Annotated in this window: 22 protein-coding genes; 14 read left to right on the top strand and 8 right to left on the bottom strand. The window is 49.7% G+C overall.

Annotated features, from left to right (window positions below; translation table 11 throughout):
* Positions 1-112: 112 nt before the first annotated feature.
* Positions 113-1,036 carry an AEC family transporter gene (locus tag V8I28_RS09450; protein ID WP_341779876.1) on the bottom strand — a complete coding sequence of 308 codons (924 nt, stop codon included), beginning with the start codon at positions 1,034-1,036 and terminating at the stop codon, positions 113-115.
* 101 nt (positions 1,037-1,137) lie between these two features.
* Between V8I28_RS09450 and V8I28_RS09445 the strand changes: the two genes are divergently transcribed.
* On the top strand, positions 1,138-1,374 hold the full coding sequence (locus V8I28_RS09445) for a hypothetical protein (protein WP_341779875.1): 237 nt from the start codon (positions 1,138-1,140) through the stop codon (positions 1,372-1,374).
* Positions 1,375-1,416: 42 nt separating this feature from the next.
* Here the strand turns inward: V8I28_RS09445 and V8I28_RS09440 are convergent, their stop codons facing one another.
* The gene (locus V8I28_RS09440; protein ID WP_341779873.1) at positions 1,417-2,784 is read right to left on the bottom strand and encodes a hemolysin family protein; all 1,368 of its coding nucleotides are present in this window, start codon (positions 2,782-2,784) and stop codon (positions 1,417-1,419) included.
* A gap of 212 nt (positions 2,785-2,996) precedes the next feature.
* On the opposite strand from V8I28_RS09440, the gene V8I28_RS09435 reads away from it, so the two are divergent.
* Together V8I28_RS09435 and V8I28_RS09430 are read left to right on the top strand one after the other, a co-directional pair.
* Positions 2,997-3,362 (top strand): hypothetical protein, encoded by a 366-nt coding sequence (locus tag V8I28_RS09435; RefSeq protein WP_341779872.1) that lies wholly within the window; start codon positions 2,997-2,999, stop codon positions 3,360-3,362.
* 344 nt (positions 3,363-3,706) lie between these two features.
* Positions 3,707-4,132, top strand: coding sequence for an Hsp20/alpha crystallin family protein (locus V8I28_RS09430; RefSeq protein ID WP_341779871.1), 426 nt, complete (start codon positions 3,707-3,709; stop codon positions 4,130-4,132).
* A gap of 184 nt (positions 4,133-4,316) precedes the next feature.
* On the opposite strand, the gene V8I28_RS09425 is transcribed toward V8I28_RS09430, so the two are convergent.
* Both V8I28_RS09425 and V8I28_RS09420 read right to left on the bottom strand, forming a co-directional pair.
* Positions 4,317-5,165: an aldo/keto reductase gene (locus V8I28_RS09425; RefSeq protein ID WP_341779870.1), complete on the bottom strand. Its 849-nt coding sequence runs from the start codon at positions 5,163-5,165 to the stop codon at positions 4,317-4,319.
* A gap of 105 nt (positions 5,166-5,270) precedes the next feature.
* Positions 5,271-5,432: a hypothetical protein gene (locus V8I28_RS09420; protein WP_341779869.1), complete on the bottom strand. Its 162-nt coding sequence runs from the start codon at positions 5,430-5,432 to the stop codon at positions 5,271-5,273.
* A gap of 172 nt (positions 5,433-5,604) precedes the next feature.
* Here V8I28_RS09420 and V8I28_RS09415 point away from each other — a divergent pair, with 172 nt between their 5' ends.
* Complete coding sequence (locus tag V8I28_RS09415) at positions 5,605-7,944, top strand: cation-translocating P-type ATPase (protein WP_341779868.1); 2,340 nt, start codon at positions 5,605-5,607, stop codon at positions 7,942-7,944.
* Positions 7,945-8,115: 171 nt separating this feature from the next.
* Positions 8,116-8,640, top strand: a complete 525-nt coding sequence (locus V8I28_RS09410) for a DUF1836 domain-containing protein (RefSeq protein ID WP_341779867.1) — start codon at positions 8,116-8,118, stop codon at positions 8,638-8,640.
* 194 nt (positions 8,641-8,834) lie between these two features.
* On the opposite strand, the gene V8I28_RS09405 is transcribed toward V8I28_RS09410, so the two are convergent.
* Entirely contained in the window at positions 8,835-10,628 is a 1,794-nt protein-coding gene (locus V8I28_RS09405; RefSeq protein WP_341779911.1) for a glycerophosphodiester phosphodiesterase, read from the bottom strand.
* Between the two features lie 412 nt (positions 10,629-11,040).
* On the opposite strand from V8I28_RS09405, the gene adhE reads away from it, so the two are divergent.
* From adhE to V8I28_RS09380, 5 genes are all read left to right on the top strand, one after another.
* Positions 11,041-13,659, top strand: a complete 2,619-nt coding sequence (gene adhE, locus V8I28_RS09400) for a bifunctional acetaldehyde-CoA/alcohol dehydrogenase (RefSeq protein WP_341779866.1) — start codon at positions 11,041-11,043, stop codon at positions 13,657-13,659.
* Positions 13,660-14,196: 537 nt separating this feature from the next.
* On the top strand, positions 14,197-14,811 hold the full coding sequence (locus V8I28_RS09395; protein ID WP_341779865.1) for an aggregation-promoting factor: 615 nt from the start codon (positions 14,197-14,199) through the stop codon (positions 14,809-14,811).
* A gap of 485 nt (positions 14,812-15,296) precedes the next feature.
* Positions 15,297-15,923, top strand: coding sequence for an aggregation-promoting factor (locus V8I28_RS09390; RefSeq protein WP_341779864.1), 627 nt, complete (start codon positions 15,297-15,299; stop codon positions 15,921-15,923).
* 231 nt (positions 15,924-16,154) lie between these two features.
* Positions 16,155-16,505, top strand: a complete 351-nt coding sequence (locus V8I28_RS09385) for an aggregation-promoting factor C-terminal-like domain-containing protein (protein WP_341779863.1) — start codon at positions 16,155-16,157, stop codon at positions 16,503-16,505.
* Between the two features lie 307 nt (positions 16,506-16,812).
* The gene (locus V8I28_RS09380) at positions 16,813-18,003 is read left to right on the top strand and encodes an acetate/propionate family kinase (RefSeq protein ID WP_341779862.1); all 1,191 of its coding nucleotides are present in this window, start codon (positions 16,813-16,815) and stop codon (positions 18,001-18,003) included.
* Between the two features lie 325 nt (positions 18,004-18,328).
* Here the strand turns inward: V8I28_RS09380 and V8I28_RS09375 are convergent, their stop codons facing one another.
* Both V8I28_RS09375 and V8I28_RS09370 read right to left on the bottom strand, forming a co-directional pair.
* Positions 18,329-19,954, bottom strand: a complete 1,626-nt coding sequence (locus V8I28_RS09375) for an ABC transporter permease (protein WP_341779861.1) — start codon at positions 19,952-19,954, stop codon at positions 18,329-18,331.
* A 5-nt stretch (positions 19,955-19,959) separates the two neighbouring features.
* Positions 19,960-20,859, bottom strand: a complete 900-nt coding sequence (locus V8I28_RS09370; protein ID WP_341779860.1) for an ABC transporter ATP-binding protein — start codon at positions 20,857-20,859, stop codon at positions 19,960-19,962.
* Between the two features lie 177 nt (positions 20,860-21,036).
* Here V8I28_RS09370 and V8I28_RS09365 point away from each other — a divergent pair, with 177 nt between their 5' ends.
* From V8I28_RS09365 to V8I28_RS09350, 4 genes are all read left to right on the top strand, one after another.
* Positions 21,037-21,684, top strand: coding sequence for a TetR/AcrR family transcriptional regulator (locus tag V8I28_RS09365; protein ID WP_341779859.1), 648 nt, complete (start codon positions 21,037-21,039; stop codon positions 21,682-21,684).
* Position 21,685: 1 nt separating this feature from the next.
* Positions 21,686-22,345: an HD domain-containing protein gene (locus V8I28_RS09360; RefSeq protein ID WP_341779858.1), complete on the top strand. Its 660-nt coding sequence runs from the start codon at positions 21,686-21,688 to the stop codon at positions 22,343-22,345.
* A 399-nt stretch (positions 22,346-22,744) separates the two neighbouring features.
* Entirely contained in the window at positions 22,745-24,373 is a 1,629-nt protein-coding gene (locus V8I28_RS09355; protein WP_341779857.1) for a mannitol dehydrogenase family protein, read from the top strand.
* A 49-nt stretch (positions 24,374-24,422) separates the two neighbouring features.
* Positions 24,423-25,304 carry an aldose 1-epimerase family protein gene (locus V8I28_RS09350; protein WP_341779856.1) on the top strand — a complete coding sequence of 294 codons (882 nt, stop codon included), beginning with the start codon at positions 24,423-24,425 and terminating at the stop codon, positions 25,302-25,304.
* On the opposite strand, the gene V8I28_RS09345 is transcribed toward V8I28_RS09350, so the two are convergent.
* Entirely contained in the window at positions 25,301-25,975 is a 675-nt protein-coding gene (locus V8I28_RS09345) for a histidine phosphatase family protein (protein ID WP_341779855.1), read from the bottom strand. The genes V8I28_RS09350 and V8I28_RS09345 overlap by 4 nt on opposite strands.
* Between the last annotated feature and the right edge of the window lie 100 nt (positions 25,976-26,075).

Raw genomic sequence — 26,075 nt, 5'->3', positions numbered from 1 at the left:
AGTTGATAGCGTTTCCAATACCAACTAGTATACCCGTTACCCAGCAAATAAGTAACTGATCAGGGCAGACTTTTGACCACCTTTTTGGGATTCTCGGCCGCGAGCCCTACTTTTAGAGATTGCAGAGGGCAAAAACTACCGGAATGGTGGCGACGCTGAAGATAGTCGAGATACTCATCAACGTGACGGCCGGACTGGTGTCACCGTGGGCCTTCAGCGTGAAGAGCACGACGTTTCCGGCCACGGGGCAAGCCGCCATTAAGACGGTGGTGTATAGCGGGATACCGCTGAGACCAAAGGCCCTTAGAATCACGATATCGATTACCGGGAAGAGCAGGTTACGGCAGAGGAGGGGCCACCACAACCGCTGATTGAGCGAGGCGCGGTTAAATTTGACGGCGGCTAGGCTATTTCCGATGACGATCATGGACAGCGGTGTGTTGATGGAGCTGACGTAGGTGACCGTGTGGTTGAGCAGACTCGGCAGATGCCAGCCGCTCATGAAGATGGCGAGTCCCACCACAATCGCGATGATGTTGGGATTGAGCAGGATCTGCCGCCAGTTAATTGGCTCGTCCTTCGCTCGCGGCGTGAACAGGGCGATGCCGTGGGTCCAACAGAAGATATTGAAAGCGGCTAGCGAGGCCACCGCGAAGAAGACCCCGGTGTTGCCGAAGAGGGCACTGGCCAGGGGAACCCCCATGAAGCCGGCGTTGGAGTAGACCGCGCCGAACTGCATGATTCGGCGGAGGTTGGGATCTCCCCCGCGTTTAAACGCCAGAGTGGTCACCAGCACCATCACGCCATAGGTGAGGAGAATGCCCAACATGACTAGCGCCAGACTCTGAAGACGACTGGCCGAGAAGCGTTGCTCGAAGGCGTTGATGATGAGGCAGGGCGACACGATGTAGAGCAGAATATTGGTGAGATCGGTTGCGGTCTGGCCGTGCATGAAGCCCAGCTTATTAATCAGTAAGCCGACCCCCATCAGAAGAAACATGAGAATAATTTGATTCGTTAATTGGCCCATTGCCATGCGGCTTGCCGCTTCCTTTCTAAAAAGACTAGACGGTTCATTATGGGAGTAGGCGGACCGTCCTGTCAAATGGCTCGGAATTTTCTGTCTTCAGCCGTTAGTTGACTCGTGAATTTCCCACGCGGCGGGCTTACAATGGGAGAACAGGAGGAATTTCCATGGCCTTTAATCGTCGCTTCTATCGCACGGTGCGCTTTTGGAGTGGTCTAGTGGTGATTGCCTTGATGCTCCCCAACGTCATCTCGGTGAGCCTCACCAGCATCTTCTGGTGGGTCTCGCTGGCTTGCCTCGTGGGCGGCGTCGGTTACGCACTGGCTGGCTTCATCAGGCGTCGTTAGAAAAAGCCGTCACCCAGATGGGCGGCGGCTTTTTGACTAACTTTACTTTGTTTCTTGATTGTGGTCTTCGGTCGTTGCAAGCTGCTTTTGCGGCGGATTGACCGTGACCTCTAACCAGTTAATAAATGAGTTCTCGTAATCCAAGACTTTCAAGTCAAAGTTCTTCAAATGAATGACATCGTTGACCTTGACGTTCGGGTAGTTATCAATGATAAAACCGGCCATGGTCACCGTTTCGGTGGTCTCAAAGCCCTTAATATCGGTATTGAAGTACCGCTCGAAGTCGTAGGTGGTCATCTTCCCGTTAACTTGGAAGGTGCCATTCGGTTGCTTAAAGATGTACTGATCGTTAGCGTCATCGATCTCATCGCGGACGGTACCGAAGAGTTCCTCGTAGATGTCCTTATCGGTGATGATCCCGGAGGTTCCCCCGTATTCATCGACCACGACCACGATTGGCGTGCGTTTCTTAATCATCTGTTGTAAGACTTCGGTGATCGGCGTGGCCTCGGGCGTGGTGGAGATGTCTCGAATCAGCTTGTCGACGCGGACCTTGGCATCCACCTGCTGTTGGCGAATCAGGTCGTAGTTGTAGACGTAGCCGAGGATCTTATCCTTGTCTCCGTCGGCAACCACCGGCAGACGACTGAAGCGTTCTTGCAGGTAAACGTTCAAGGCTTCCTTGACGTTGGCCGTGATGTCGATGACTTCCAGCTGCGTCCGGTCAATCATGATGTCTTTAGCGACCTTATCGTTTAACTCGAACGCCCGTTGCATGTAAACCAGGTCGTTTTTTTCCAGTTCGCCACCCTCCACGGCACTCCGTGAAAGGTTGAGAATCTCGGCTTGGGAGAAGACTTCATCGCTTTCGTTAGCGACCTTCAGCCCCATTAACCGGACAACGCCGGAAGCGCTGGTGTTGAGTAACCAGACGAACGGGTAGAACAGAATGTGGCAGTAGTGCAGCGGCGTCACGATTAGCATGAGCACCTTCATCGGCATATCGATCGAAATGTTCTTAGGCACGATTTCCGTGAAGACCACTTCGAGGTAAGTCAGTAACAGCACCCCCACAACCACACTGATGGTATGCGTGGTTGCCGTGTTGAGGTGGGCCGGGGCCATGCCGTCCAAGAGCAGATCGACGAAGAATGATTCACCGATCCACCCCAAGATAATACCGGCAAGGGAAACCCCAACCTGCGTCGTTGATAAATATTCATTTAAATTGGTGACCATTTTCATGGCCCGATTGAGCTTAGTTGACGGTTTATCCCGTTCCTCGATCTTTTCTTCGAGGGCACTAGGACGCGTCTGGACTAAGGCAAACTCACAAGCAACAAAGAAAGCTGCAAAGAAGAAGGTAATTAAAATAATAATTAGGTTCACAACTATCTGACCGCTATCCACACATCATTCCTCATTTCATTATTTCTATCACTTCATTATAGCGCGTCTACCACCCTTTTAGTAGGTAGATTGAATCAAATTTTACGCTCAAAGTGCGCGTCTGGCAACCGAACAACGGAAAATAGTTGGATTAACTTTGGGGAATGAGTTACTTAACGTTTTTGCCAAAAAGGACTAGACTAAAATTAGTAACATCAAAGGAGATTTTGATTATGGCAGATACACCACAGGACGAAAAAATTGAACCGACTATCGAGATTCCAACGGATGACGTGGAAAAGGCGGCAAAGTTAATATTGACAACGGGGTATGTGACCAAGCGCGATCTACCAAAGATGGACGACTTAGCCTGGGCAACCGCATTGTCAAAGGCCGTGACCAAGCATTTCTTGGAAGATGACGATGATCACGATCCTTACGTTTACTTCGAACAATTCGACTTCGCCGGTGGGGACATCGATTCCATTCTCTTTAACATGGACATCGTGCCAACCCGTGAAGAAGCTTTGCAAGACTTAGCCGATGCGTTGGGTGAAAAGATCGTTGTCCCTAAGGATAATGACCAAACAACTTATTAAAACTCGATTTTAGGGTGAGGGGCTTCCAGCAGAGATGCTGGGAGTCTTTTTTGATCCCTAAAGATTTGATTAAGGCCGTCGTCAGCGTGCAACAAAAGCGCCGATTTTTACATTAGTAAAGGTATAGGGACCGTTGAGCGTGTTTGACCTTTAAACGGATTTCTTGACCTTTGACAATCGAACGACTAGACTACTCCTAAAACTAAATGCTGATTTGCGGGGATTAAGCCGTCAAAATTAGCACTCTAAAAATTGAGTGCTAATTATTTGCTTTTCTGACCAATACTGACTATTATAGAAAATGTAATCAAGTAAAGCAGTAAAGCAGAAAGGGGAAATTGATTATGGCTAATGATATGATGAAGCGGAACTTTGATTTCTTTGATCCAATGAATTTCTTTAATGAAGTGGGCAACTTAGGTCACGACATGTTCAGCGGTGATAATGAAATGAAGACGGATGTCGTTGAACACGATAAGGATTACGTGGTTACGGCTGAATTGCCAGGCTTCAAGAAGGATGACATCCACGTTGACTACCGTGACGACACGTTGCGGATTACCGGGAAGTCCGAAGTTAGCCAGTCTGCAAAGGATGACGACGGTCGGATCTTGCGGCAAGAACGTCACAGTCAAAATGTGGCGCGTTCCTTCTACCTGCCAAACATTGATTTGAAGCAGGTTAAGGCTGGCTTTACCGATGGTGTCTTGACACTGACCTTGCCAAAGCAAGCGGATGTCGCGGATCATCATGAAATCAATATTGATTAATACCAATCAATCATACTGTGGCGCGCGTTCTGGTCGATTTCCGGAACGCGCGTTTTTTTGTTGGCCGGAGATCCTGCCCACCGCGCTCCAGACCAAATTTGGCGAACGGTAAGGCGGCTGTGAACGTAGCAACTACAAAAAAGGCCCGCTAGTCGCCGAATGCACGGTGATTAGCGGGTCGTGGCTAGTATTGTTTGCCAGTTTCGTAAACGATTTCCGGTTCGTTGCCGGTCCGTTGATACTTGTTCAACAGGTCGATCATGGTCATTTCGTCTTCGCTTAACGTGAAATCAAAGACCTGCGCATTTTCCGTGATACGTTCCGCGTGTTGGGACTTTGGAATTGGCAGGATTCCGTGTTGGAGCTCCCAACGCAAAATGACCTGTGCCACGGATTTCTGGTGATGGCGGCCAATCTTAGCAATCATCGGGTCGCCCAGTACGGCGCGCCGGCCCAGCGGACTCCAGGCTTCGGTGACGATGTGGTGTCGTTGGTTGTAGTCCAACAAGGCCAATTGATTCAGGTAGGGGTGATATTCCACCTGATCGATGACAGGCATTTCCTTGGCCTTAGTGGCGAGAAGGTCCAGGTGAGCGGCGGTGTAGTTGGAAACGCCAATGGACTTCACCTTGCCGTCCGCCTTGAGCTGTTCAAAGGCGCGCCAGGTCTCAAAGAAGTGTTCGCGGACCGGCCAGTGGACCAATAAGAGGTCTAAATAGTCTAAGCCGAGCCGTTTCAGTGAGCCCTCTACGGATTTTAACGTCCGATCGTACCCCTGGACCTCCTCGGCGACCTTCGTTGTCAAGTAGAGCTCCTGACGGGGGATTTCTAAGCGGCGCAGCGTCTCGCCCAAGAGATCTTCGTTACGGTATAGCATGGCCGTGTCGAAGAGCCGGTAGCCCTGATCCCAGGCCGTTTTAATCGTATTATCCATGGCGTCCTGATCACTGATGAGGTAGGTGCCAAAACCGAAGCCGGGAATTTCGTGGCCATCGGCGAGTTTGATGGTATCTGCAAGACTGGTAAGTGTCATTATTTTTCCTCCTTGGCGTTAACGTACGGTCACGAGCGGCGTTGCGCGCCCCTCTGATCGGTTGATAAGTCTTATGTTAGGCCAATTTAGACTATCTGACAACGCTTACTTTTTGGTTTTAAACTGATCGTACAGGTTGATCGACGCCTCAATTAACATCCCGAATGTCATGAGCCACATGGCCAGCATGTCTTGATGGGCGAGCATGCATCCCAGCAAGATGAGATAGAGAATAAATAAAATAACCGCGGATGATTTGTGATTCATCGTAAAGCCTCCCTTGGATAATTAGGTCCATCTCCATTTAACCACGTCTGGCGGCGACTGTGAACTGCTAGCGTTTCACTTAAGAATCGTAAAAAAGACGACAGATTAGTCGTTATGAAAGCGGATTATCGGTTACAATGTGGGTAAAGAACCGGTAAAGGAGGGCGCCCAGATGACAGATCGTTACCTACCGCCATTGGATCAGGGACTCACGGAAGCTGAAGTCCGGCAACGCGTGGCAGATGGCCTCAAGAACGACCCACTGCCGCCGTTAACGCGGAGTGTGAAACAAATATTTCGGGATAACTTATTAACGTTATTTAACTTAATCAACGTGCTCTTGGGCGGCCTCGTGCTGTTTACGGGGAGCTATAAAAATCTGCTGTTTTTAGGGGTCGTGGTCTTTAATACCGGGATTGGCATCTTTCAGGAAATCCGCTCCAAACGCCAGGTAGATAAGCTCGCCCTGCTGTCGGAGGGGAAAATCAACGTCCGCCGGGGCGGTCAGGTGACGGCGCGTCATCAAGACGAAATCGTTCAAGACGACCTGCTCATTATCGGGCGGGGCGATCAGTTGCCCGTGGATGGCCTGGTACGCGAGACGGCCGGCATGGAAGTCGATGAATCCCAGATTACCGGGGAATCCACGCCGATCGTGAAGAACACGGCCGATCAGCTGGTCTCCGGTAGCGTCATCTTAGGGGGCAAGGCGGTGGTTCAGGCCACGAAGGTCGGTAGCAGCAGCTTCGTGAAGCAGTTAGCCCACTCGGCCAAGCAAAAACGCCGGTCTGCCAGTCAGTTGCTCATCATCATTAATCGCATTATCAAGGTGCTCACGTTTGCCATTATTCCGCTGGGGGCGGGGCTGTTCATCTCGTCTCTAATGCGCGGACAGGATCAGAACCGTGCCATCCTAGGAACCGTAGCCTCGATGGTGGGGATGATTCCGGAAGGGCTGGTTTTATTGACCTCGGTGGCCCTGGCCGCTGGGGCGTTCACCCTCGGTCGGCGCCATGTCCTGGTACGGGAGTTACCGGCCATCGAGGCCCTGGCGCGTGTTGACGTGCTCTGTTTGGACAAGACCGGGACGATTACGAACGGTAAGCTGGTGTTAGAGAGCGTGGAAGGCGTGGGCGACCAGTCGCCGGAACGGTTAAAAGCGGTGTTGGCGCAGTTGGTTGCCGCCACGGGCGATGATAATGAGACCGCCACGGCCGTGAGAAACGCCTTGGGGACACCCACCGTGGCATCGTCGACGGTCTTGCCGTTCTCGTCCGGTCGTAAATGGAGCGGTGCCCAACTCGCGGACGGGGCCTACGTTATGGGGGCGCCGGAGTTTATTTTTGACACGGTGCCCGCCGCGGTCCAACGACGGATTCAAACGTTGGCGGCCCAAGGCTACCGGGTTCTCCTGTTAGCCAAGGTTGCCGCGTTAACGACGCCCAAGCCCACCGCCCCGCAGGCCATGGGTTTAATTCTGATTACCGACGAATTGCGACCCCGGGCGCAAGATACCTTTAATTTCTTCGCCAATCAGGACGTGGCCTTGAAGGTCATTTCCGGTGATAATCCGGTTACGGTGGCTAGTATCGCCGATCGGGCGGGTATCGTCGGGGCCAAGCAGTTGGTAGACATGAGTCAGGTGGGGGCCGAACCCGATTACGACCACCTGGTGGCTAATTACAACGTCTTTGGCCGAGTCACGCCGCAGCAAAAGCAGGGGCTGATTAAGGCTTACCAGACGGCCGGGCACACCGTGGCGATGACGGGGGATGGGGTCAATGACCTGCTCGCGTTACGCCAGTCGGATTGTAGTATTGCCATGGCTTCCGGAAGTGAGGCCACCAAGAGTCTTGCCGACTTCGTCCTGGTTGATTCGAACTTCGATGCGATGATTAACGTCTTAAATGAGGGGCGCCGAGTCATTAATAACATCGAACGGGTGGCCTCGTTGTACCTGATTAAGACCATGTATTCCGTGACCTTAACGCTGATTTTTATCTTCATGAGTCGGAGCTATCCCTTTGAACCCATCCAGTTAACGCCGATTTCGTCGTTGATGGTCGGGATTCCGACCTTCTTTCTGGCCCTGCAGCCCAACTACGCGCGAATTGCCGATCGATTCATGAAGCAAGTCATGGAAATTGCCGCGCCAGCCGCCGTCTGTGTCGTCGGGTATATCCTGGTGATTATGGGGTTGGGCACGCAATTTAACCTCAGCTTTGCGACCACGTCGACGTTGAGTGTCTTGATGACGGGGTTAATTAGCCTCAACGCCCTGATCATGGTGGCGCGGCCACTCAACCGCTTCAAGATTGGCCTGATCGCCTTAATGGCCGGTTTATTTGCGGTCATCTTCCTGTTGCTGGGGCCAATCTTTTCACTGGTTAGCCTGATTAATTGGAAATTAGCGCTGATTTATCTGCCACTCATGGTCAGCGTCCAGCCGGTCTTCATCCTGGTCCAGGAAATCCTGGGTAAACGAATCCTGAGTCGAATTCGGTGGCGTTAAGGGTCGCGGCCAATAGCATAGTGACTTAGTTGTGAAACGAGCGAACCATCACCCGGCCAACCGTTACTCATCATGGCGCTAGCTGAGATCGCGTTAATTGGTCGTATCTAGTCGCTACCACTAGGTAATATGCTATAATGAAAGTTAGAAATGGAAGGGTAGGGAAGAAATATGGCTGATTATAATCAATACACCCGTTGGGAAAATCAGATGCACAAGGCAAAGTTGCCACGATGGGATGACTTACCGAAGTTTGACCTCTACATGGACCAGGTGACCGCACTAATCAATGACATTCTCGGGCCATTGGGTATCGATACCATCACACCAGCGATGATTAATAACTATGTGAAGCACCATGTCATTTTGGCGCCCGTCAAGAAGAAGTATCAAACCATGCAGCTGACGGATATTTTGATGATCAGCCTCCTGAAACCCATGTTCCAAACGGATACGGTGCGTTCGGGCATCGACCAGATTACGGCCGGCGACTATCCCAAACAAGCCTACGACAACTTCATTGGTCAGCTGGAGAACCGCCTGCACCATTTGGGTGAAGAACAGGTCCAACCGGCGGCCAAGGATCTCAACGAAAAGCTCATGCAGGTCGCGGTAGACGCCGTGGTCGCACGCCTGCAGTCCGAGAAATTGCTGCACTTGATCAAGCGGCCGATTCGTAAGATTGAAAAGAAATAGGGTTAAAGCAATAGAGAAAACGCGTCAACACGAAAAAAGTGTTGGCGCGTTTTTTAATTGAAATTGAGGTGTCCCCCACAGCAGGCGGAACCCCTGGCAGGCGCAGGCTCCTGGCTTCACTAATTTTAGTGGGCAGAACACCATCGTTGTGAGAATAAGCGCATTAATTCTACTTTCAATCTTTAAATCGAAATCTATTGCGTCTGCGTTTCCAACGTTAAGTCATTCATAAAGGTCAGAAGCAGGTTGGCGTAGCTCGGGTGGTCCGTGTTGTCTTTGATTTCCTGTTGAATCAGGTGAAGATTGTTGGTGATGACCCCGTTGACGCCGATAAACATCATCTGGTCCATGGTGGTTATATCATCGATGTCCCAGGCGTAAACCTTCTTGTGTTCCCGGTCGGCCTGCTCGATGAAGGTGTCGTTGAGCGTGGTTTCCTCCATGGTGTAGGCGTTGGCCCGTGTGTGGGGGAAGGTGAGGTTGTACGGCAGAATATAGCTGACGAACAACTCGGGATGTTCTTTCTTCAGTCGGTTCATGATGGTGTAGCTTAACGTATGCACCTGTTCGTGATTGGCCAGGATGCGGGCACCAAACTGCCGGTAGAACCGCTCCGGCAAGTCCTTCGTGTCGGCTCCGCCAGTTTTAATCTCGATGAGGAGTTTCTGATGATGTTGGATGGCCGAATTGAGGTAGTGGTTAAAGCTAGGAATCTTGGCCTGGTAGCCATTTTCGGTCACGGTGATGTGGGTGAGTTGCTTGAGAGTCAACGAGGAGACCTTGCGATTGATGCCAGCGAGGGCCTTTAGGTTGCCATCGTGCATGACCACGAATTGATGGTCCTTGGTCATTCGGATGTCCATTTCCACGTAGTCCGGCTTCTCCCGACTGGTCTTAACCATGGCGGGAATCGTGTTCTGCACGCCATTGCCGTTATCCACACCCCGGTGGGCAATGGTCAACGGTTTGCTCATAGCCAGACCGTTGAGATAAATCAGGTTGAATCCAACCAGCGCGGCGCTAATGACAACGAGGCCGCTGACAATCAACGCGCGGGTTCGTAGTCGAGTCTTGGCCGGTTCGCGGAAGCTAAAGAGCATGGATGGTGTGGTCTGATGGATATCGTGGCTACTGAGAATCACCATCATGAAGATCACGGTGGCGTAGCAGACAATAAATTCCGTAATGACTTCCATCAAAAATAGATTAATCGTGGCCGCGACCAACGCCACGTGGGTCTTGTCGAAAAAGACTTGGCCGACGTATAAGGCGGCGTAGATGAAAGCCACGGCAATGCTGACCATGATTAAGGTCACGATAATTTTGAAGAAATAGTTCCAGAAGTGGCCGCGCGTCCGTTGCCAGCTGAGGCGAATGGCTTCGCGGCTGTGGTAGTGGTCGATCATCATCAGCGGAAGCACAGCGATGAGTCGAATGCCCAGGTAGGCCGCGCCGACGTAGAAGATGCCGAGGAGGACCGCGAAGACGTTGTTATCCATGAGATAACTGATGATAAAGGCGGGAATCTTAGCCTTGTTGAGCAGGGGCGTGGTGAAGAGTTCGCTCGCGAATGGCATGAGAACAATAAAATAAACAATAAAGAAAAGAAAGGTACTGGGGGAGGCGCCGGCAATACTACGAATGGTATCCCCCAAAATGCCGAGCATGGTCTGTGGCCGTCCGTGGCGGATATTGGTAATTCCCAGTAATAAGTAAGCAAATTGCCAGTAAATTAGGGTCACGATTGCTAGGAGAATGAGAAGCAGTCCCACGATGGCGAGGGGATGATTAAGAACAAGCGATCCGATGTTGGTGTAAGAAATATAGGGTACGTGTTGCCATCGCATGAGTGCCGAAGTCAGCCACGTTAAGATGGGGACGGCAATGTAACTGACCACGAGGTTCGTCAAGAAGACGAGGGTCACGTAGCTTCCCCAATGGCTAAAGAAGTGATGGTTGGCATCGCGCCAAAAAGCCCAAGGCCGCATAAAAATCACGCTTTCCGATTAATAAGTAGGGTGGTGTTCCAGCGGGAAATGCCGCAGATACACCACGTCTAAGCTAACTTTAGCATAGTCTGCAAACGGACGGGCGAAAATCGGTTAAGTTAAGTGAAAAAAGCTTGGCAACGACAAACGTTACGCGCCACGTAAACGATTGCAATGAAAAAGAAAGGACTGGTTGTGATTTAAAATACATATAAAAATAATTTTAAAAAAGTTTTGGTGAAGTGTATGCGCTTACATTAGCCGTGGCTGTAAGCCTTGCTATCAGTGGGTTTGTTTGCCAATCTAACTAGTTGTGATTTTTTTAACATAAACCTCTTGCAGAATTTCAAAAAGGTGATATGATTTAACTCGTGAATAACTTAACAAGATGTTTTCAAATGGAGGCATAAGAATGTTAAAAGACGTGAAAGAAAACCCAAAAGCTAAAAAACAAGAAAACGGCGAAACCGTTGACCAAATGATCGACCGGTTGACCGCGAAAGCCCATGATGCTCTGTGCGCCATGGATGACTTTACCCAAGAAAAAGTTGACCACATCGTTCACCAAATGGCGATTGCTGGTTTGGACAAGCATATGGAATTGGCCAAGGCCGCTTACGAAGAAACCGGTCGTGGTGTGATGGAAGATAAGGCCGTTAAGAACATGTTTGCCACCGAAGAAATCTGGCACTCAATCAAGCATGATAAGACGGTCGGCATCATCAAGGATGACCGTGAACGTCAATTGATTACGGTCGCCGAACCCCTGGGTATCTTAGCCGGGGTGACGCCCGTGACTAACCCAACGTCAACGGCAATGTTCAAGTCCTTGATTGCGGTGAAGACGCGGAACCCAATCATCTTCGCCTTTCACCCACAAGCACAGAAGTCTTCCGTGATGGCTGCCAAGGTCGTCCGGGATGCAGCGATTGCTGCAGGAGCCCCAGAAGGCGTGATTCAATGGATCGACAAGCCTAGCCTGGAAGCCACGACGGCATTGATGAATCACCCAATGGTGGCCAGCGTCTTGGCTACTGGTGGTCCTGGGATGGTTAAGGCCGCTTACTCCACTGGGAAGCCAGCCTTAGGGGTTGGTCCTGGTAACGGTCCGGCTTACATTGAAAAGACGGCCAACATCAAGCGTTCCGTTTACGACATTGTTTTATCGAAGACGTTTGATAACGGGATGGTTTGTGCTTCCGAGAACAGCGCCGTGATTGACCAAGAGATTTACGACGATGTGAAGAAGGAAATGGAAGCTCGCGGCGTCTTCTTCATTAAGAAGAGCGACGAGAAAGCTTTAGCCGACGCAATGTTCCGGCCAGAAGGCGGCGTTAAGGGTCCCGTTGCCGGGATGTCGGCCCAAAAGATTGCCGAACTTGCTGGGATTAAGGTACCCGCAACGGCCAAGGTCTTGGCAGCCGAATTGAAGGGTGTGGGTCCTAAGTTCCCGCTGTCTCAAGAAAAGCTGTCACCCGTTCTGTCCGTCTACAAGGCCAAGAGCCACGAGGATGCCTTCAGACTCTGTGATGAACTCCTCCACTTCGGTGGATTGGGTCACACGGCCGGCATCCACACGATGGACGATGATCTCGCTACGGAATTTGGGATTAAGATGAAGGCCAGTCGGGTCTTGGTTAACACGCCATCCGCTATCGGGGGAATCGGGAACCTTTACAACGAAATGATTCCTTCATTAACCTTAGGAACCGGTTCATGGGGCAAGAACTCCGTGTCCCATAACGTTTCCTCATTTGACCTGTTGAACATCAAAACGATTGCAAAGCGGCGAAATAATATGCAGTGGATTAAATTACCTCGAGTTTACTTTGAAAAGACGTCTGTCCGTTACCTGGACGATATGCCTGGCATCAAGCGGGTCTTCCTGGTAACCAGCCCATCCATGGTGGAATTGGGTTACGTTGACACCGTCTTAAATGAATTGAAACGGCAACCAGATGGCATTGAATACTCCCTGTTCTCAGACGTTGAACCCGACCCAACGACCGATACGGTTAACCGTGGGGTTGCGCAGATGCGGACGTTCAAGCCGGATACCATCGTTGCCTTAGGTGGGGGCTCGCCAATCGATGCCGCCAAGAACATGTGGTTATTCTACGAAGATCCGAACGCTAGCTTCTTTGGCGCCAAGCAGAAGTTCTTGGATATTCGGAAGCGGACTTACAAGTTCCACAAGCCACACAAGGCCCAATTCGTGGCCATTCCAACGACTTCTGGGACGGGTTCCGAAGTAACGCCATTCTCCGTGATTACCGATTCCAAGACCCACGTGAAGTACCCATTGGCCGACTACGCCTTGACGCCGGACGTGGCTATCGTGGATTCGCAATTTATCCAAACGGTACCGAAGAAGACGGTGGCTTACTCCGGACTGGACGTTTTGACCCACGCCATCGAATCTTACGTTTCAGCGATGGCCTCCGATTACACGCGGCCATGGTCCTTACAAGCCATCAAGTTAGTCATGGAAAACCTGACGAACTCCTACAATGGGGATGTTACGGCGCGTGAAGAAATGCATAACGCTTCGACGCTTGCTGGCATGGCCTTTGCCAACGCCTTCCTCGGGGTGGACCACTCCATCGCCCACAAATTGGGTGGCGAGTTTGGCTTACCTCATGGGTTAGCGATTGCCATCACCCTGCCACACGTTATCCGGTACAACTTCAAGGAACCAACGAAGCTGGCTATGTGGCCGAAGTACGAGTACTTCCGGGCGGATGAAGACTACGCACAGATTGCTCGGTACCTGGGTCTGTCAGGAAACACCAAGGAAGAATTGAAGGAAGCCTTAGTCAAGAAGGTTATTGATTTGGCTCACTCGGTTGGTGTGACCCTGAGTCTGAAGGCTAACGGGGTGGATAAGGCCCACTTCGACAAGACCGTGGATCACTTAGCGGAATTGGCCTTTGAAGACCAATGCACTACGGCTAACCCAAAGGAACCGCTAGTGTCAGAATTGAAGCAGATCATGATTGATGAATATGACGGGAAAAACGTTGAAAAATAACGGTTAACCCGGGACGGTCGCTCTGAAAAGGGCGACCGTTTTTTCGTTTTCTACTATATTATATGAGCCGTGGAGATCGGTTTGATATGGAAAAGCAAGGGGTGGCGGAGACGGAAAAGGAAGAAATAGCGAATTTTTTGAATAGAAGGAACCGGTTATTGGCGATGACGGTTGTCGTTTTAGGGTGAAATTAGGCGATCTTTGGGGGAGAATTGCTGACGGTTATCGAGAATTTCACGCGTGATTTTGGTGAATTTTGCCAAAAATGACCGAATTTTCATCGAATTATCATTAAAAAGCATAAAAAAATCGCGATTTTCAGTGCAAAAAGCACGTAAAAACACCGGCCTTTTTCGCCAAAATGGGTAAAAATTGGCTGATTAAAGCGTTTTATATTACGGTGGAGTTACAAATATTACGGAATGTCATAATGTAATATTTTTCTTAACCTCCGTGTAATCTAACATCAATTTGAATGTAATACCCATCAGTTATTCTAATAGCCGTTAAGCAAACAAAGGAGGACATTCATTTCTTATGAATATCAAAAAAGCTTTAGTTACGACTTTAGGGACGGTAGCCGTTGTCGGTGCCGGTCTCTTCGCCTCAACGCAAACGGCTAACGCCGATACTGTTACGGTCAAGCAGGGGGATTCTGTTTGGTCATTAGCTAACACGTACAACACGTCAGTCAACGCCATCGAAAAGGCTAACAGCCTTGCCAACAGCAACTTAATTTATGTAGGTCAAACGTTAAACGTGCCAACCAGCACGACGACGTCAACGACTGCTGCTAACGTTGCTAGCCAAAACTACAGCAACAACACGACGGCTCAAACTAGCCAATCCACGACTAGTCAAGCAACCACGTCTTACTCTAACCAAGCCGCTACTAGCAGCACCACGTCTGCTTCTACGGGTGTTTCTGGCTCCGAAGCCAGTGCCAAGGCTTGGATTGCGGGTAAGGAATCCGGTGGTTCATACTCAGCACGTAACGGTCAATACGTCGGTAAGTACCAATTGAGTGCTTCCTACCTAAACGGTGACTACTCTGCCGCTAACCAAGAAAAGGTTGCGAACAGCTACGTTGCTTCCCGTTACGGTTCATGGTCTGCTGCCCAAGCTTTCTGGCAAGCAAACGGCTGGTACTAAAAACTCAGCTCATTTAATCGTTTAAATCAAGTAAGCTCTCATGGATGCAGGTCCGTGGGGGCTTTTTTGTGCGTTTTAGGACGTTTTCTTCTATATAAGAAGAGATCGCGACGTTTGCCGGGAAACAAGGCGCGCGCAGCCGGACACTTATTGGCTGGTATGCTGACCACAGCGTGTGAGATTGACTAAACGTCACGCTTTTTCTAAAAAATGGCGAATTCAGTGGTGAGTTCAAGGCAAATTTTCGCTGATGAAGGGGACGGTTTGATTAAATTCGTCACATCTCGGCAAAGAAGCATTCGAAAACCGGGTTAATGTTTCGGTACGGTTAACCATGTTACAGTTTGTCATTTAACCGCTTTTTTCTTAACGCGGGTGTAACTCAGGAACAATCGCGGTGTAACGTCCACAGGTTATGATAGGTCTCGTTAAGTAATTGATAGACAAACCGCTTCACTTAAATTAAAAGGAGGACATTCATTTTTATGAATATCAAAAAAGTTTTAGTTTCTACTTTAGGTACTGCTGCAGTGTTAGGCGCTGGGTTATTTGCCGGCACCACTTCCGCTAACGCCGACGTCCGGGTAACGGTGAAGTCGGGAGACACTGTCGCTAAGATTGCTAACCAATACAGTTCAAGTGTTTCTTCAATCGAAAAGGCCAACAGCTTAAAGAACGTCAACTTGATTTACGTTGGTGAATCCTTGGTTGTTCCTAGCTCGACTAGCACGAGTGCTTCAACGACGACTAGTCAATCAGCACAAACCACGACGCCAAGCACGTCAACGACCACTACGGCCGCTAAGACTAGCGCCAACACTTACAACACCACGTCCGCAGCTTCAACTGGGACCAGCACCACGTCAACGAGCACGTCTTCAACGACCAGCTCTGATTCCTCAGCCAAGGCGTGGATTGCCAACAAGGAATCCGGTGGTTCATACACCGCTTCTAACGGGAACTACTACGGTAAGTACCAATTGAGCAAGTCTTACCTGAACGGCGATTATTCTGCTGCGAACCAGGAAAAGGTAGCCAACTCTTATGTTAGCTCCCGGTACGGTTCTTGGGCAGCTGCGAAGGCCTTCTGGCAAGCAAACGGCTGGTACTAAGCCGAATCTGATCGCTTGAACAGCGAGTTTATAAACTAAGATAAGAAACGACGGTAAAACCTTTGCGGGTGGACCGTCGTTTTTGCGTTAGCTAAATGGCGAAAAATCGGGATTTTCGCCCCATTCCTGTCAAAATGGGGGTGACTGTCACCGTTTCGTAACATTCGGACAACTTTCCTGTAACTTAACAACGTTATGCTATTCTTAATAAATTCGTTAGGAGGGATTTCGTTGAAGCTAAAGTCACTGTTCATGGTTATGTTAATGTTAGTTTCGATGATCCTGCCTAGCGTTGCCACGGTTGCTAGCACGAGTACCACTGCGGAAGCTAGCGTTAAGTACGTTTGCACCCTGTCCAAGAAGGAAAAACGGGCCAAGGCCTGGATTGCCAATAAGGAGTCTGGCGGTAATTACCGTGCTAGCAATGGTCGGTATTACGGGAAGTATCAGTTGACCCGCTCATACTTGAAGGGTGATTATAGTAAGGCTAATCAAGAAAAGACGGCGGATAGGTACGCTCACAGTCGTTATGGCTCGTGGGTTAAGGCCAAGCGTCATTGGCTATCCTGGGGCTGGTTCTAAGTTGGTTATCATGATGTAAATGAGTTTTCCGCTACACGTCTTAGGTGACGCGTGGCGGATTTTTTATTTTAAGGAGCATGAGGCTGGTATGGTGGTTAACGTTACCGTGGAGGCCTTTTCGTCTAATTAGGGTGACTGGTTAATGGCATGCGGTTATGTGCGAAGCTAGCTGGGTGTTAACACCTAGCGATTGCCTCAGCGGATCGGCGAAGTGGCTAAAGGACGCCGAAATATTGTGCGTCATTTTGATTGTAAACGGTTCCGGACTCCGATAAACTGTGATCAACAACAGAGTGGGAGGCGTATCATGGCAAAAGTATTGGCAATTAATGCGGGAAGTTCGACCCTAAAATGGCAACTATTTGCAATGCCCGAAGAACGGGTGATTGCATCGGGACTCGTTGATCGGCTGAACCTGCCGGGATCGATTTTTAAAGTAAAACTGGCTAACGGGGAGAAGTATTCGGAAACGCAAGATAACATTACGAATAAGTTGGCAGCGGCGATGGTGCTGACGCGGTTGAAATCATATGGGATTCTGCAACATTTACGTGAGATTACCGGGGTTGGCCATCGCGTGGTGGCGGGCGGCGAGATTTTTAAGGACTCCGCGGTGATTACGCCGACCGTGTTGAAGCAGATTAAGGCACTGAAGGATTATGCGCCGCTGCACAATCCAGTACAGGCCTACTACATTGAGGTATTTGCACAACTCCTGCCACACGCGCAACAGGTTGCCGTATTTGATACCGCCCTGTACACGCAACTCCCTACGGTTAACTATCTGTATGCCATTCCGTATGCGTACTACGAAAAATTTGGGGCCCGTAAATACGGCGCTCATGGGACGAGTCATCGCTACGTGGCGGCGCGAACGGCGGAACTATTAAAGCGCCCTTTAGCTGATCTGAAGCTGATTACCCTTCACCTGGGGTCTGGTTCGTCGATTACGGCATTTGACCACGGACGGGCATTAGACACCTCAATGGGTTTCACGCCGTTGGCCGGAGTTATGATGGGGACACGTTCCGGCGATATTGATGCGTCATTGGTGGCGTTTCTGGCTGAGAAATTACATAAAACGATGCCGGAAATGATTGGGATCTTAAATCACCACTCTGGACTGTTGGGGATTTCGGAACTTTCGCCGGACCAGCGGGACCTCGAACAGACGCAGGAGGAGCGGCCAAAGTCCAAGTTAGCCTTGGACATGTTTGTCAATCGCGTGGTGCGCTACGTGGGAAGCTACGTGGCCGAACTAGGCGGGGTGGATGCCGTGGTCTTTACGGCCGGTTCTGGCGAGAATGGGATTGCTATGCGGCAAGCAATTGCCGATAAGCTAGCCTACCTGGGCATTGCTATAGATCCAGCAAAGAACGATTTTCGAGGACAGGAACGGGTAGTTAGCCCGGACGGCAATGCCGTGAAGGTGCTCGTCGTTCCGACCAATGAGGAACTCATGATTGTTCGCGATGTTGCCCGGTTAACGCAAGAATAGAGGAAGGACCCGCGTAATGGCGGGCCTTTTAAATTAGCCAAAACTAACGTGGCGCCAAGAAAACTTCTGCGGCTCGGCATGACTTTAGCATACCGGAACGGTCAACGAAATACGACAACAATTTGATTATTCTTTTTGGCGGTTTAGACGTCATGCCTGGAAATGAATTTGTTGATGAACAGTGGTTAACGGCGACAAGTCTGTTAATTTCAAATTATAAATAATATTATTAATAGTTAATACTTGTAATTCGTGGAAAAATCTCGTATGCTAAGACTACAAATTAAAAACGACATCCGTAATTGGATGCCGTTTCATTGAAAGGTTAGCTCATGTGCAGATCCCGTCGCCGGTAACCCCACCAACCAAGGAGAATCAGACCAAGACTTAGAAGGATGAGCCAGCTAAAGTTGGACCACTCAACATCGTGACTGGGAACTTTATTCATCCAGCCAAGTGGTGACAAATGTTGCGCCCATTTGGGAAGTTTTAGCATACCACCCATATAGATTGAAATAAAACCAAGGCCCAAGTATAGCCAGTTAAGGCTTCTAATTCGTGGCCACCAGCCAATGATGGCTGTGGCAATGCCGATAAAGACCAAAATTGCCGGCAGTTGTCCCCAAATGGATTGCCAAAACTCGAAGACCGTGAGTCCATCTTTGGGGTGACTCAAGGTGGCATTGCCCACAAAAATTAAACTACTGATCGCGACACCGTAAGCGATGACGCTGGTGAGCAGTCCCGTACAAACGTAACTGAAGAATAGTCGCGTCCGGGAAAGGGGCCGCGCGTAGAGTGATTCTAGCCAACCGTTCGTTTCGTCACTGTAGAGTTTGTAAATAAGCTGGATACCCGGGACGGCAGCCAGTGCCGCCATCAGAATAACCAAAGTAGAGGTAAAACTCACCAGCATAGCGTGATTCGCTTCGTGCACAACGTTGGCACCGAAAACCTGTTGCATGGTCGGGTTGGTTTTCAGCATATTGCCTACGCTATTGTAGATACTGCCGTAGGTCATGGCCAAAATGGCTAGGCCAACAATCCAGCCAATGATAACGTTGTGTTCGCGCCGCCAGAGTAGCGATGCGGGACCACGGAGAAAATCGGATGCGGTTCGCCGACCAGGTTTGGTAGCGATGGCGCCGGCGTTTAAGTCCCGGTGTAAGTTAATCAGCGCCGCAAGGCCAAAGAGTACCAGGCCGGTGAACAAAGCCAGCAGAATCGGTATCCAGTTGGGGTGGTAGTAGGGCGAAATCTTTTCTACCCAACCCAAGGGTGACCACCACGTGTAGTCGGGATTTTGAATATCGGTGACCATGCGGACAATGTAGGTCAGTCCAAATAACAGGTAAGCCAATCCGGTGGCACTGGCCGAGTGGTCGGCCAACTGCGCCGTCACCAGCCCCAGCAGGCCAAAGACCAGGCTAACGGCCGCTAACCCGAGCGCCACGGCCCAGTTGCCGGCCGTTGTAATACCGTGCATGTTGGAAAAGCCTAAGCCGACGCCGTAGATTACGGTAATTAGGGCATTGACCAAGACCAATTCTAGTGCCGCGGCACAGAGGGGGGCTAGCTGACCAACCGCACGGGAACGAACGAGTTCGGTAATGCCTTGGTCTTCTTCCCCCCGAGTGGCATGGATTCCTAACATCAAGTTCATGATAATTTGGGTAATGGCCATGAAGACGACCATTTCCGTTGAAAAGATCTGCGCCGTGGAAGGGTCATTTTTGAATTTGAAGGCCCCCAACAGGGCCACCATAGCAGGACTCTTGAGGGTATCCTTGATTGCCGCGATTTCGTGTTGTGTTCCGAAAATATCGGTGAACTTAAAGGCCACACCAACCATTAAACCGGCGAGAATGAGGACCCAGATGAAAATCCGAAAGCGGTCGCGGCGTAGTGCAAGCCCAGTCAAGCGACCCGTGCGGGCAAAGCGAGATGTCATGTCCCTCACTCCTTTTCCGTGGTGTAGTAGTGCATGAAGAGATCCTCCAGCGTTGGCGGCGTGCTCTGTAGCGCCATAATGTGGTGCTCGGTCAAGGCCAACATGACGGCGGGCAGGGCTTTAGCCTCCACGGAGAACTGCCATTCGTTGGGATGGTGGCCAGCTTCAACATTGTGGACACCCGTTAACTGGGTGAGGTCGATGGGCGTCTTCAACGTGGCGGTCATGACCGTCCGTTTGAGGTGGCGCATTTCGGCAAGGCTCCCCGTTTCAATGATATTGCCTTCGCGGATGATGGCGATCCGATCGCACATGCGTTCAACTTCGGAAAGAATATGACTGGAGAGGAGAACGGCCTTCCCCCGGCGCTTGAGTTCCAGGACGGCCAGTTGAAATTGGCGTTCGTTGAGGGGATCCAAGCCAGAAGTTGGTTCATCAAAGATGTAGAAATCGGCTTCTTGAGATAGTGCCGCAATTAAGGCGACCTTTTGGCGATTTCCCTTTGAGTAGGTCCGGGCCTTTTTAGTCGGATCGAGACCGAACTGTTTGATTAAGTCATCGGTCCGCTGAGAGTGCTTTGAGCCATTCATTTTGAGTAAGAGATCAACGATTTCACCACCGGTTAAGTTGGGCCAGAGGTAGACGTCACCGGGGACGTAAGCCAGGCGCTTATGGATAGCGACACTGTCATTCCAGACATCTTGGCCGAAGATGGTGGCATCACCGCCTGTTGCGCGAATGAGACCGAGCAGAACTCGAATAGTCGTTGACTTCCCCGCACCGTTGGGACCGATAAATCCAAAGACTTCACCGGCGTTAACGCTGAAGGTGATGTTCTTCAAAGCCTGAAAGCGCCCAAACTTTTTTTGAAGATGGTTAATTTGTAGTACTGGAGTTGCTGTCATCTGAAATCCCTCCTCACGGGTATCTAAATTCGCTATCATCGTAAGCCCCTGACTAGTGGAAGTCAATAGAAAAGTGAACTATTTTTTGAAAAAAGTTCACTAAAGTTAAAAACGCTTCCTAAATGAGATATGATAGAATAAGTAACAGAAGTTTATTGCAAAAAGGTGGTGAAGCGCGTGGCGACGAATCAAGAACGGCGGCAACGACAGCGACAGAATATTCTTAAGGCGGCAACTAAACTTTTTATGCGGGATGGTTATAAAGTCACGCATATCAAGGATGTGGCGGCTGAAGCGAATGTTTCACAGGTAACCCTTTACAAATATTTTGATAGCAAACTGGTGTTAGGCCATCAGGTTGTTTTGGACATGATTGTTCAGGGTTATGCGGCCTATCAGCGGATGGTTGATGATCATACGCGTTCTTTCCGTGAACTCATTCAGCTCATGATTACGACGAAGACGGGGTACGCCGGTGAAATGAGCGACGACTTTTATCAGTTTGTGACCGATGACTTGCGCGGGGCCCTAGGTAATGATGAGGCGCAGCAGGCCTACCAAGCAGGTAAGGCGAAATTCTGGGATAGTGTGATTGCACGGGGCCGGGCAGCCGGTATGATTAGTCCCATGCTTTCCGATGAAGCCTTGATGATGTATTTGGACATGTACGTGCAGTATTTTAGTTCACCCAGCAGTCATCCCATGATTGGGGACGCTAAGACTTACAAATATTATGCGGATCAACTGATGCACCTATTTTTCTATGGCTTCATTGGCAATCCACTGCAGGATGACGAAGATTCGACGAAGGAGCGAGCAAACTAGTATGGCAGATGTAGACGTTTTAGCCGCAGTTAAACAATTTTCACAGTCCAAGATGGGGGATGACGAGACCGGCCACGGGTTTGATCACATTCAGCGCGTTGTGGGATTGGCTGATCGTTTGGTCCGGCGCTACCCGGAAGCCGATCGCTTGCTGACGGTGACCGCGGCGTACTTACACGACGTGATCGATGAAAAATTGGTGGCCGATACCGATCTGGCCAGTCGGGAAGTTCGTTATTTTTTGACCCAACAAGGATTTACCACGGACCAAGTCGACACGATCTTTTTAATCATGGATAACATGTCTTACCATAAAACTCTTGATGGCACCGCCAAGCCGTTACCATTGGAAGGCAAGATTGTTCAAGATGCCGATCGGCTTGATGCGATTGGCGCCATTGGAATTTCGCGCGCCATCTATTTCGGCGGTCATTTCGGTGAAAAAATTTATGATCCAGCCGTTCAGCCCCGAACCAAGATGACCCACGCCGAATATCGTAATTTAAATAACGAAACGATTATCAATCACTTCTATGAAAAGCTGCTGACGTTAAAGGACCTGATGAATACGTCAGCGGCCAAAGAGTTAGCCGAACATCGCCAACAAGTCATGTTGGACTTTTTAGCGGAGTATAAGGCGGAATGGAACGCGGAGGCATAGGCTTTCGCGTTTTTATTTGTCGGGAAGTCAAAGTTAGGGATTTAAAGATTCTATATCAAGTGATATACTATGACTGTACGCAATGTTCACGTTAACATTTCACTATCCATCGGAATGGTAGCGCTAACTTAATCGGTGTACATAACTAATGTATTAGATAGACGGGATCGAAAAAAGTTTCAGAAATTGGGAAATCTTTACTTTTTCCTATTAGACCGTGTCACACGTGCATTGAATGATATTTTGACGCTGGCAAAAAGGTTGACAATTTCTGATAATATTGTATTATGAAATCGGTTACACTGTCATACTAGTATATTAGTTGGGCGGTGCTGATTGTTCGACCATTAGTTGAATTTAACAGTTCGATACTTTGACAATACGAAAGGGCGGTTTCAGATGGTTAAACTAACGGATGATTACTTAAATAACAAGGCAGCTTTTGCGGCAGCCGGGATTACGGTTCCTACTTATGATCAAGAAAAGTTGCGGACAGCAACGAATGAACACCCACGTTGGGTTCACTTTGGTGGGGGGAACTTGTTCCGTGCGTTCCACGCCGCCATTGCGAACACTTTAATTGAAAAAGGCGAATTGGACTCTGGTGTTATCGTTGCCGATACTTACGATGACTCAGTTGTCGACGGTGTTTACAAGCCTTTCAACGACCGGATTTTACGGGTTGTGACGAAGGCCGACGGTAACTTTGATAAGGACTTGTTTGCTTCTGTAACCGAAGCATTGTTCGCTACGCCAGCTCGTGAAGCTGATTGGAAACGGATGCAAGAAATCTTCAAGGCACCTTCATTACAAGTGGTTTCCTTCTCGATTACTGAAAAAGGCTACAACTTAAAGACGGTTGCCGGTGACTTAAACGACATCACCAAGGCTGACTTGGCTGCTGGTCCTGAAGCACCTAAGGGCAACATGGCTGGTTTAGTTTCCTTATTACTGGGTCGTTTCCAAAACGGCGCAACGCCATTAACCTTGATGAGCACCGATAACTTCTCCAACAACGGGGACAAGTTAAAGGACAGTGTCTTGACGATTGCCAAGGGCTGGAAAGAAAATGGCTTTGTGGGCCAAGACTTCTTAGACTACTTACAAGACAGCAAGAAGATTAGCTTCCCACTGTCCATGATCGACCGGATTACGCCAAACCCATCCGAAGCTGTTAGTGCTAAGTTGAAAGACTCTGGCTTCGAAGACCACACGATTATTCACACGCCAAAGCACACCAACATTGCCCCATTCACCAACACTGAAGAGGTTCACTACCTGGTCGTTGAAGATAACTTCCCGAATGGCCGGCCAAAGTTTGAAGATGCCGGTGTGATCATGACTGATCGTAAGACGGTTGGTGAAGCGGATGAAATGAAGGTTACGACCTGCTTGAACCCACTGCACACGTCCTTAGCAATCTTCGGTAGTGTTCTGCAATTCAAGTCAATTTCTGACGAATTACAAAACGATGACCTGGTTGGTGTTATCAAGCAAATCGGTTACGTTGAAGGCTTACCGGTTGTAACGGATCCTAAGGTTATCAACCCTAAGGAATTCATTGACCAATTGGTTACGAAGCGTTTGCCTAACCCATACATTCCAGATACGCCACAACGGATTGCTACCGATACGTCACAAAAGATTCCAGTGCGTTACGGGGTAACGATCAAGCAATACGTTGACCGCGACGGCTTCGATCCATCGACGTTGGAATTCATCCCATTGACGATTGCCGGCTGGTTCCGTTACCTGATGGCTGTTAACGATGAGGGTGAAGCCTTCGAACCAAGTCCAGATCCAATGATGGATGACTTGAAGAAGTATGTTGGCGACATCAAGTTGGGTGAACCAACCGATGTCCACGCCCACTTGAAGGACGTTTTGACTAACACGTCTATCTTTGGCCAAGACCTTTACGCAGTTGGTTTAGGTGAAAAGGTTGAAAACTACTTCAGCCAAATGATTGCTGGCAAGGGTGCTATCGTTAAGACGATTGAAGATGCCTTAGCTAAGCACGCTAAATAAAGAATAAATTGTCGATCGTCACGCAGAATTTACGAGGAGTGAGAAGTTTATGATCACCATTCAAAATAGTCGCTTTCGGGTTGCGATTAATGAAGTTGGCGCCGAGTTAACCCATTTTGTGGATCAAACGACAGGTCGTGATTTAATTTGGAATAACGATCTTTGGCCAAAGCATGCGCCGGTATTGTTCCCGGCAATTGGTCGTTCGAATGAGGACAGTTACTTGATTGATGGTCAAAAATTCGAGATGCCTCAACACGGGTTTGTCAGCGGCTTAACGTTTGCAGTTGCCAAACAAACCGACTCGGCAGTGACCCTGTCGGCCCGTGCAACTGACGAGACGAAGAAAATGTATCCCTTTGATTTCGAGCTACGGGTGACGTTTAGCTTAACGGCTGATGGCTTGAACTTGAAGTTCGATGTTGAAAACCACGATGACCAGGATCTTTCCTTCTCATTGGGGTCCCATCCGGCATTCAACGTGCCATTCTCAGATGGCGAACAATTTACGGACTATCAAGTGGCCTTAACGCCGGCGCCACAAGACTTAACCCACTTCGAGATCGTAAAAACGCCAAATCCATTCCGTAGCGGCAAGAGCTTGCCGGTTAAGAATGAAAATGGCGTGATTGATTTGAACTATCCAATGTTTGACGATGGTTTGATTATCCTGAGTGCGCCTGGATTAGAACATGTGACGTTACGGTCTAAGGTTAGTGGCAAGTCCATTACCTTAGATGTAAAGGACTTTGACTACGTCACGTTGTGGACCAAGGAAGGGGCTAACGCGCCATTCCTCTGTGTTGAACCATTCAACGGGTTGCCTGATGTTTCCGGCGATCTGCGTGAGCTGAGCACTAAGGAAGGTAATCACCATGTCGCTGCTGGTCAAACGGCAACGATGGCTTACGACATCCACGTTAAGGACTAACTTAACCGATTGTAGGCCGTGACCTTACCGGTAAAACGCTGACCGTCAGTGGCTTGGGCCACCAGTGTGGTGATGCCACCGTTGGCCGGGTAGTTGGTCAGGGCGTCAAAGTCCGGGCCGTACCGCAGAACCAGCGAGCGAATCAAGGTCCCGTGGGTGACCACGAGTAAACGGTCGCCATCGTGGGCTTCGGCGAGTAATTCCTGAATGCCACGATCGACGCGAGCACTGAACGTGGCGCCGTCTTCCGAAAGGTGGCGGGGATCTGCGGCGTGCATCGCGTCACGGGCGGCATCAAACGAGTATTTCTGGATAATTTCGGCCTGAGTGCGACAACCTAAGTGTTGTTTCTCACCGACCGCGATCCAGGCTTGGTGAAAGTCCAGGCCCTCGTACGAACCGAAGAAGACTTCACGAAAATCTTCGTGTTGTTCCGGTTCGGCCTGGAGGAAACGATTCGGTTGAATGATGTGTTTGGCCGTATCGATTGCCCGCTTGAGGTCCGATGCATGATAGCTTTGATAGCGGGTGTCCTTGAGCAGTTGGCCGACTTGATCGGCCGTGGCGATACCGTCAGCCGTCAGCGGTGAATCCGCCCAACCCTGGAGTTTATCCATGGTGTTGAAGATGGTTTGCCCGTGGCGGACGAAATCAATGGTAATAGTTTTCATAAAAGAAGTAGCCTCCTAGGATATGTATATCAACATTATACGCATATTCGCGGGGGCGGGTGTAAGATTGAATTTGAATTTAATTATTTTGGAGGTTTTT

This window comes from Levilactobacillus sp. HBUAS70063 (genome assembly GCF_038374745.1).
Classification (GTDB): domain Bacteria; phylum Bacillota; class Bacilli; order Lactobacillales; family Lactobacillaceae; genus Levilactobacillus.
Note: the sequence above shows the minus strand (reverse complement) of the source record. Positions and strands in the feature narration are given on the sequence as shown.

Bases quoted from the DNA above. Each gene is read 5' to 3' on its own strand.
- V8I28_RS09450 (WP_341779876.1), bottom strand. From the start codon at position 1,036: ATGGCAATGGGCCAATTAACGAATCAAATTATTCTCATGTTTCTTCTG.
- V8I28_RS09435 (WP_341779872.1), top strand. From the start codon at position 2,997: ATGGCAGATACACCACAGGACGAAAAAATTGAACCGACTATCGAGATT.
- V8I28_RS09430 (WP_341779871.1), top strand. From the start codon at position 3,707: ATGGCTAATGATATGATGAAGCGGAACTTTGATTTCTTTGATCCAATG.
- V8I28_RS09425 (WP_341779870.1), bottom strand. From the start codon at position 5,165: ATGACACTTACCAGTCTTGCAGATACCATCAAACTCGCCGATGGCCAC.
- V8I28_RS09420 (WP_341779869.1), bottom strand. From the start codon at position 5,432: ATGAATCACAAATCATCCGCGGTTATTTTATTTATTCTCTATCTCATC.
- V8I28_RS09415 (WP_341779868.1), top strand. From the start codon at position 5,605: ATGACAGATCGTTACCTACCGCCATTGGATCAGGGACTCACGGAAGCT.
- V8I28_RS09410 (WP_341779867.1), top strand. From the start codon at position 8,116: ATGGCTGATTATAATCAATACACCCGTTGGGAAAATCAGATGCACAAG.
- V8I28_RS09405 (WP_341779911.1), bottom strand. From the start codon at position 10,628: ATGCGGCCTTGGGCTTTTTGGCGCGATGCCAACCATCACTTCTTTAGC.
- adhE (WP_341779866.1), top strand. From the start codon at position 11,041: ATGTTAAAAGACGTGAAAGAAAACCCAAAAGCTAAAAAACAAGAAAAC.
- V8I28_RS09395 (WP_341779865.1), top strand. From the start codon at position 14,197: ATGAATATCAAAAAAGCTTTAGTTACGACTTTAGGGACGGTAGCCGTT.
- V8I28_RS09390 (WP_341779864.1), top strand. From the start codon at position 15,297: ATGAATATCAAAAAAGTTTTAGTTTCTACTTTAGGTACTGCTGCAGTG.
- V8I28_RS09380 (WP_341779862.1), top strand. From the start codon at position 16,813: ATGGCAAAAGTATTGGCAATTAATGCGGGAAGTTCGACCCTAAAATGG.
- V8I28_RS09375 (WP_341779861.1), bottom strand. From the start codon at position 19,954: ATGACATCTCGCTTTGCCCGCACGGGTCGCTTGACTGGGCTTGCACTA.
- V8I28_RS09370 (WP_341779860.1), bottom strand. From the start codon at position 20,859: ATGACAGCAACTCCAGTACTACAAATTAACCATCTTCAAAAAAAGTTT.
- V8I28_RS09360 (WP_341779858.1), top strand. From the start codon at position 21,686: ATGGCAGATGTAGACGTTTTAGCCGCAGTTAAACAATTTTCACAGTCC.
- V8I28_RS09355 (WP_341779857.1), top strand. From the start codon at position 22,745: ATGGTTAAACTAACGGATGATTACTTAAATAACAAGGCAGCTTTTGCG.
- V8I28_RS09350 (WP_341779856.1), top strand. From the start codon at position 24,423: ATGATCACCATTCAAAATAGTCGCTTTCGGGTTGCGATTAATGAAGTT.
- V8I28_RS09345 (WP_341779855.1), bottom strand. From the start codon at position 25,975: ATGAAAACTATTACCATTGATTTCGTCCGCCACGGGCAAACCATCTTC.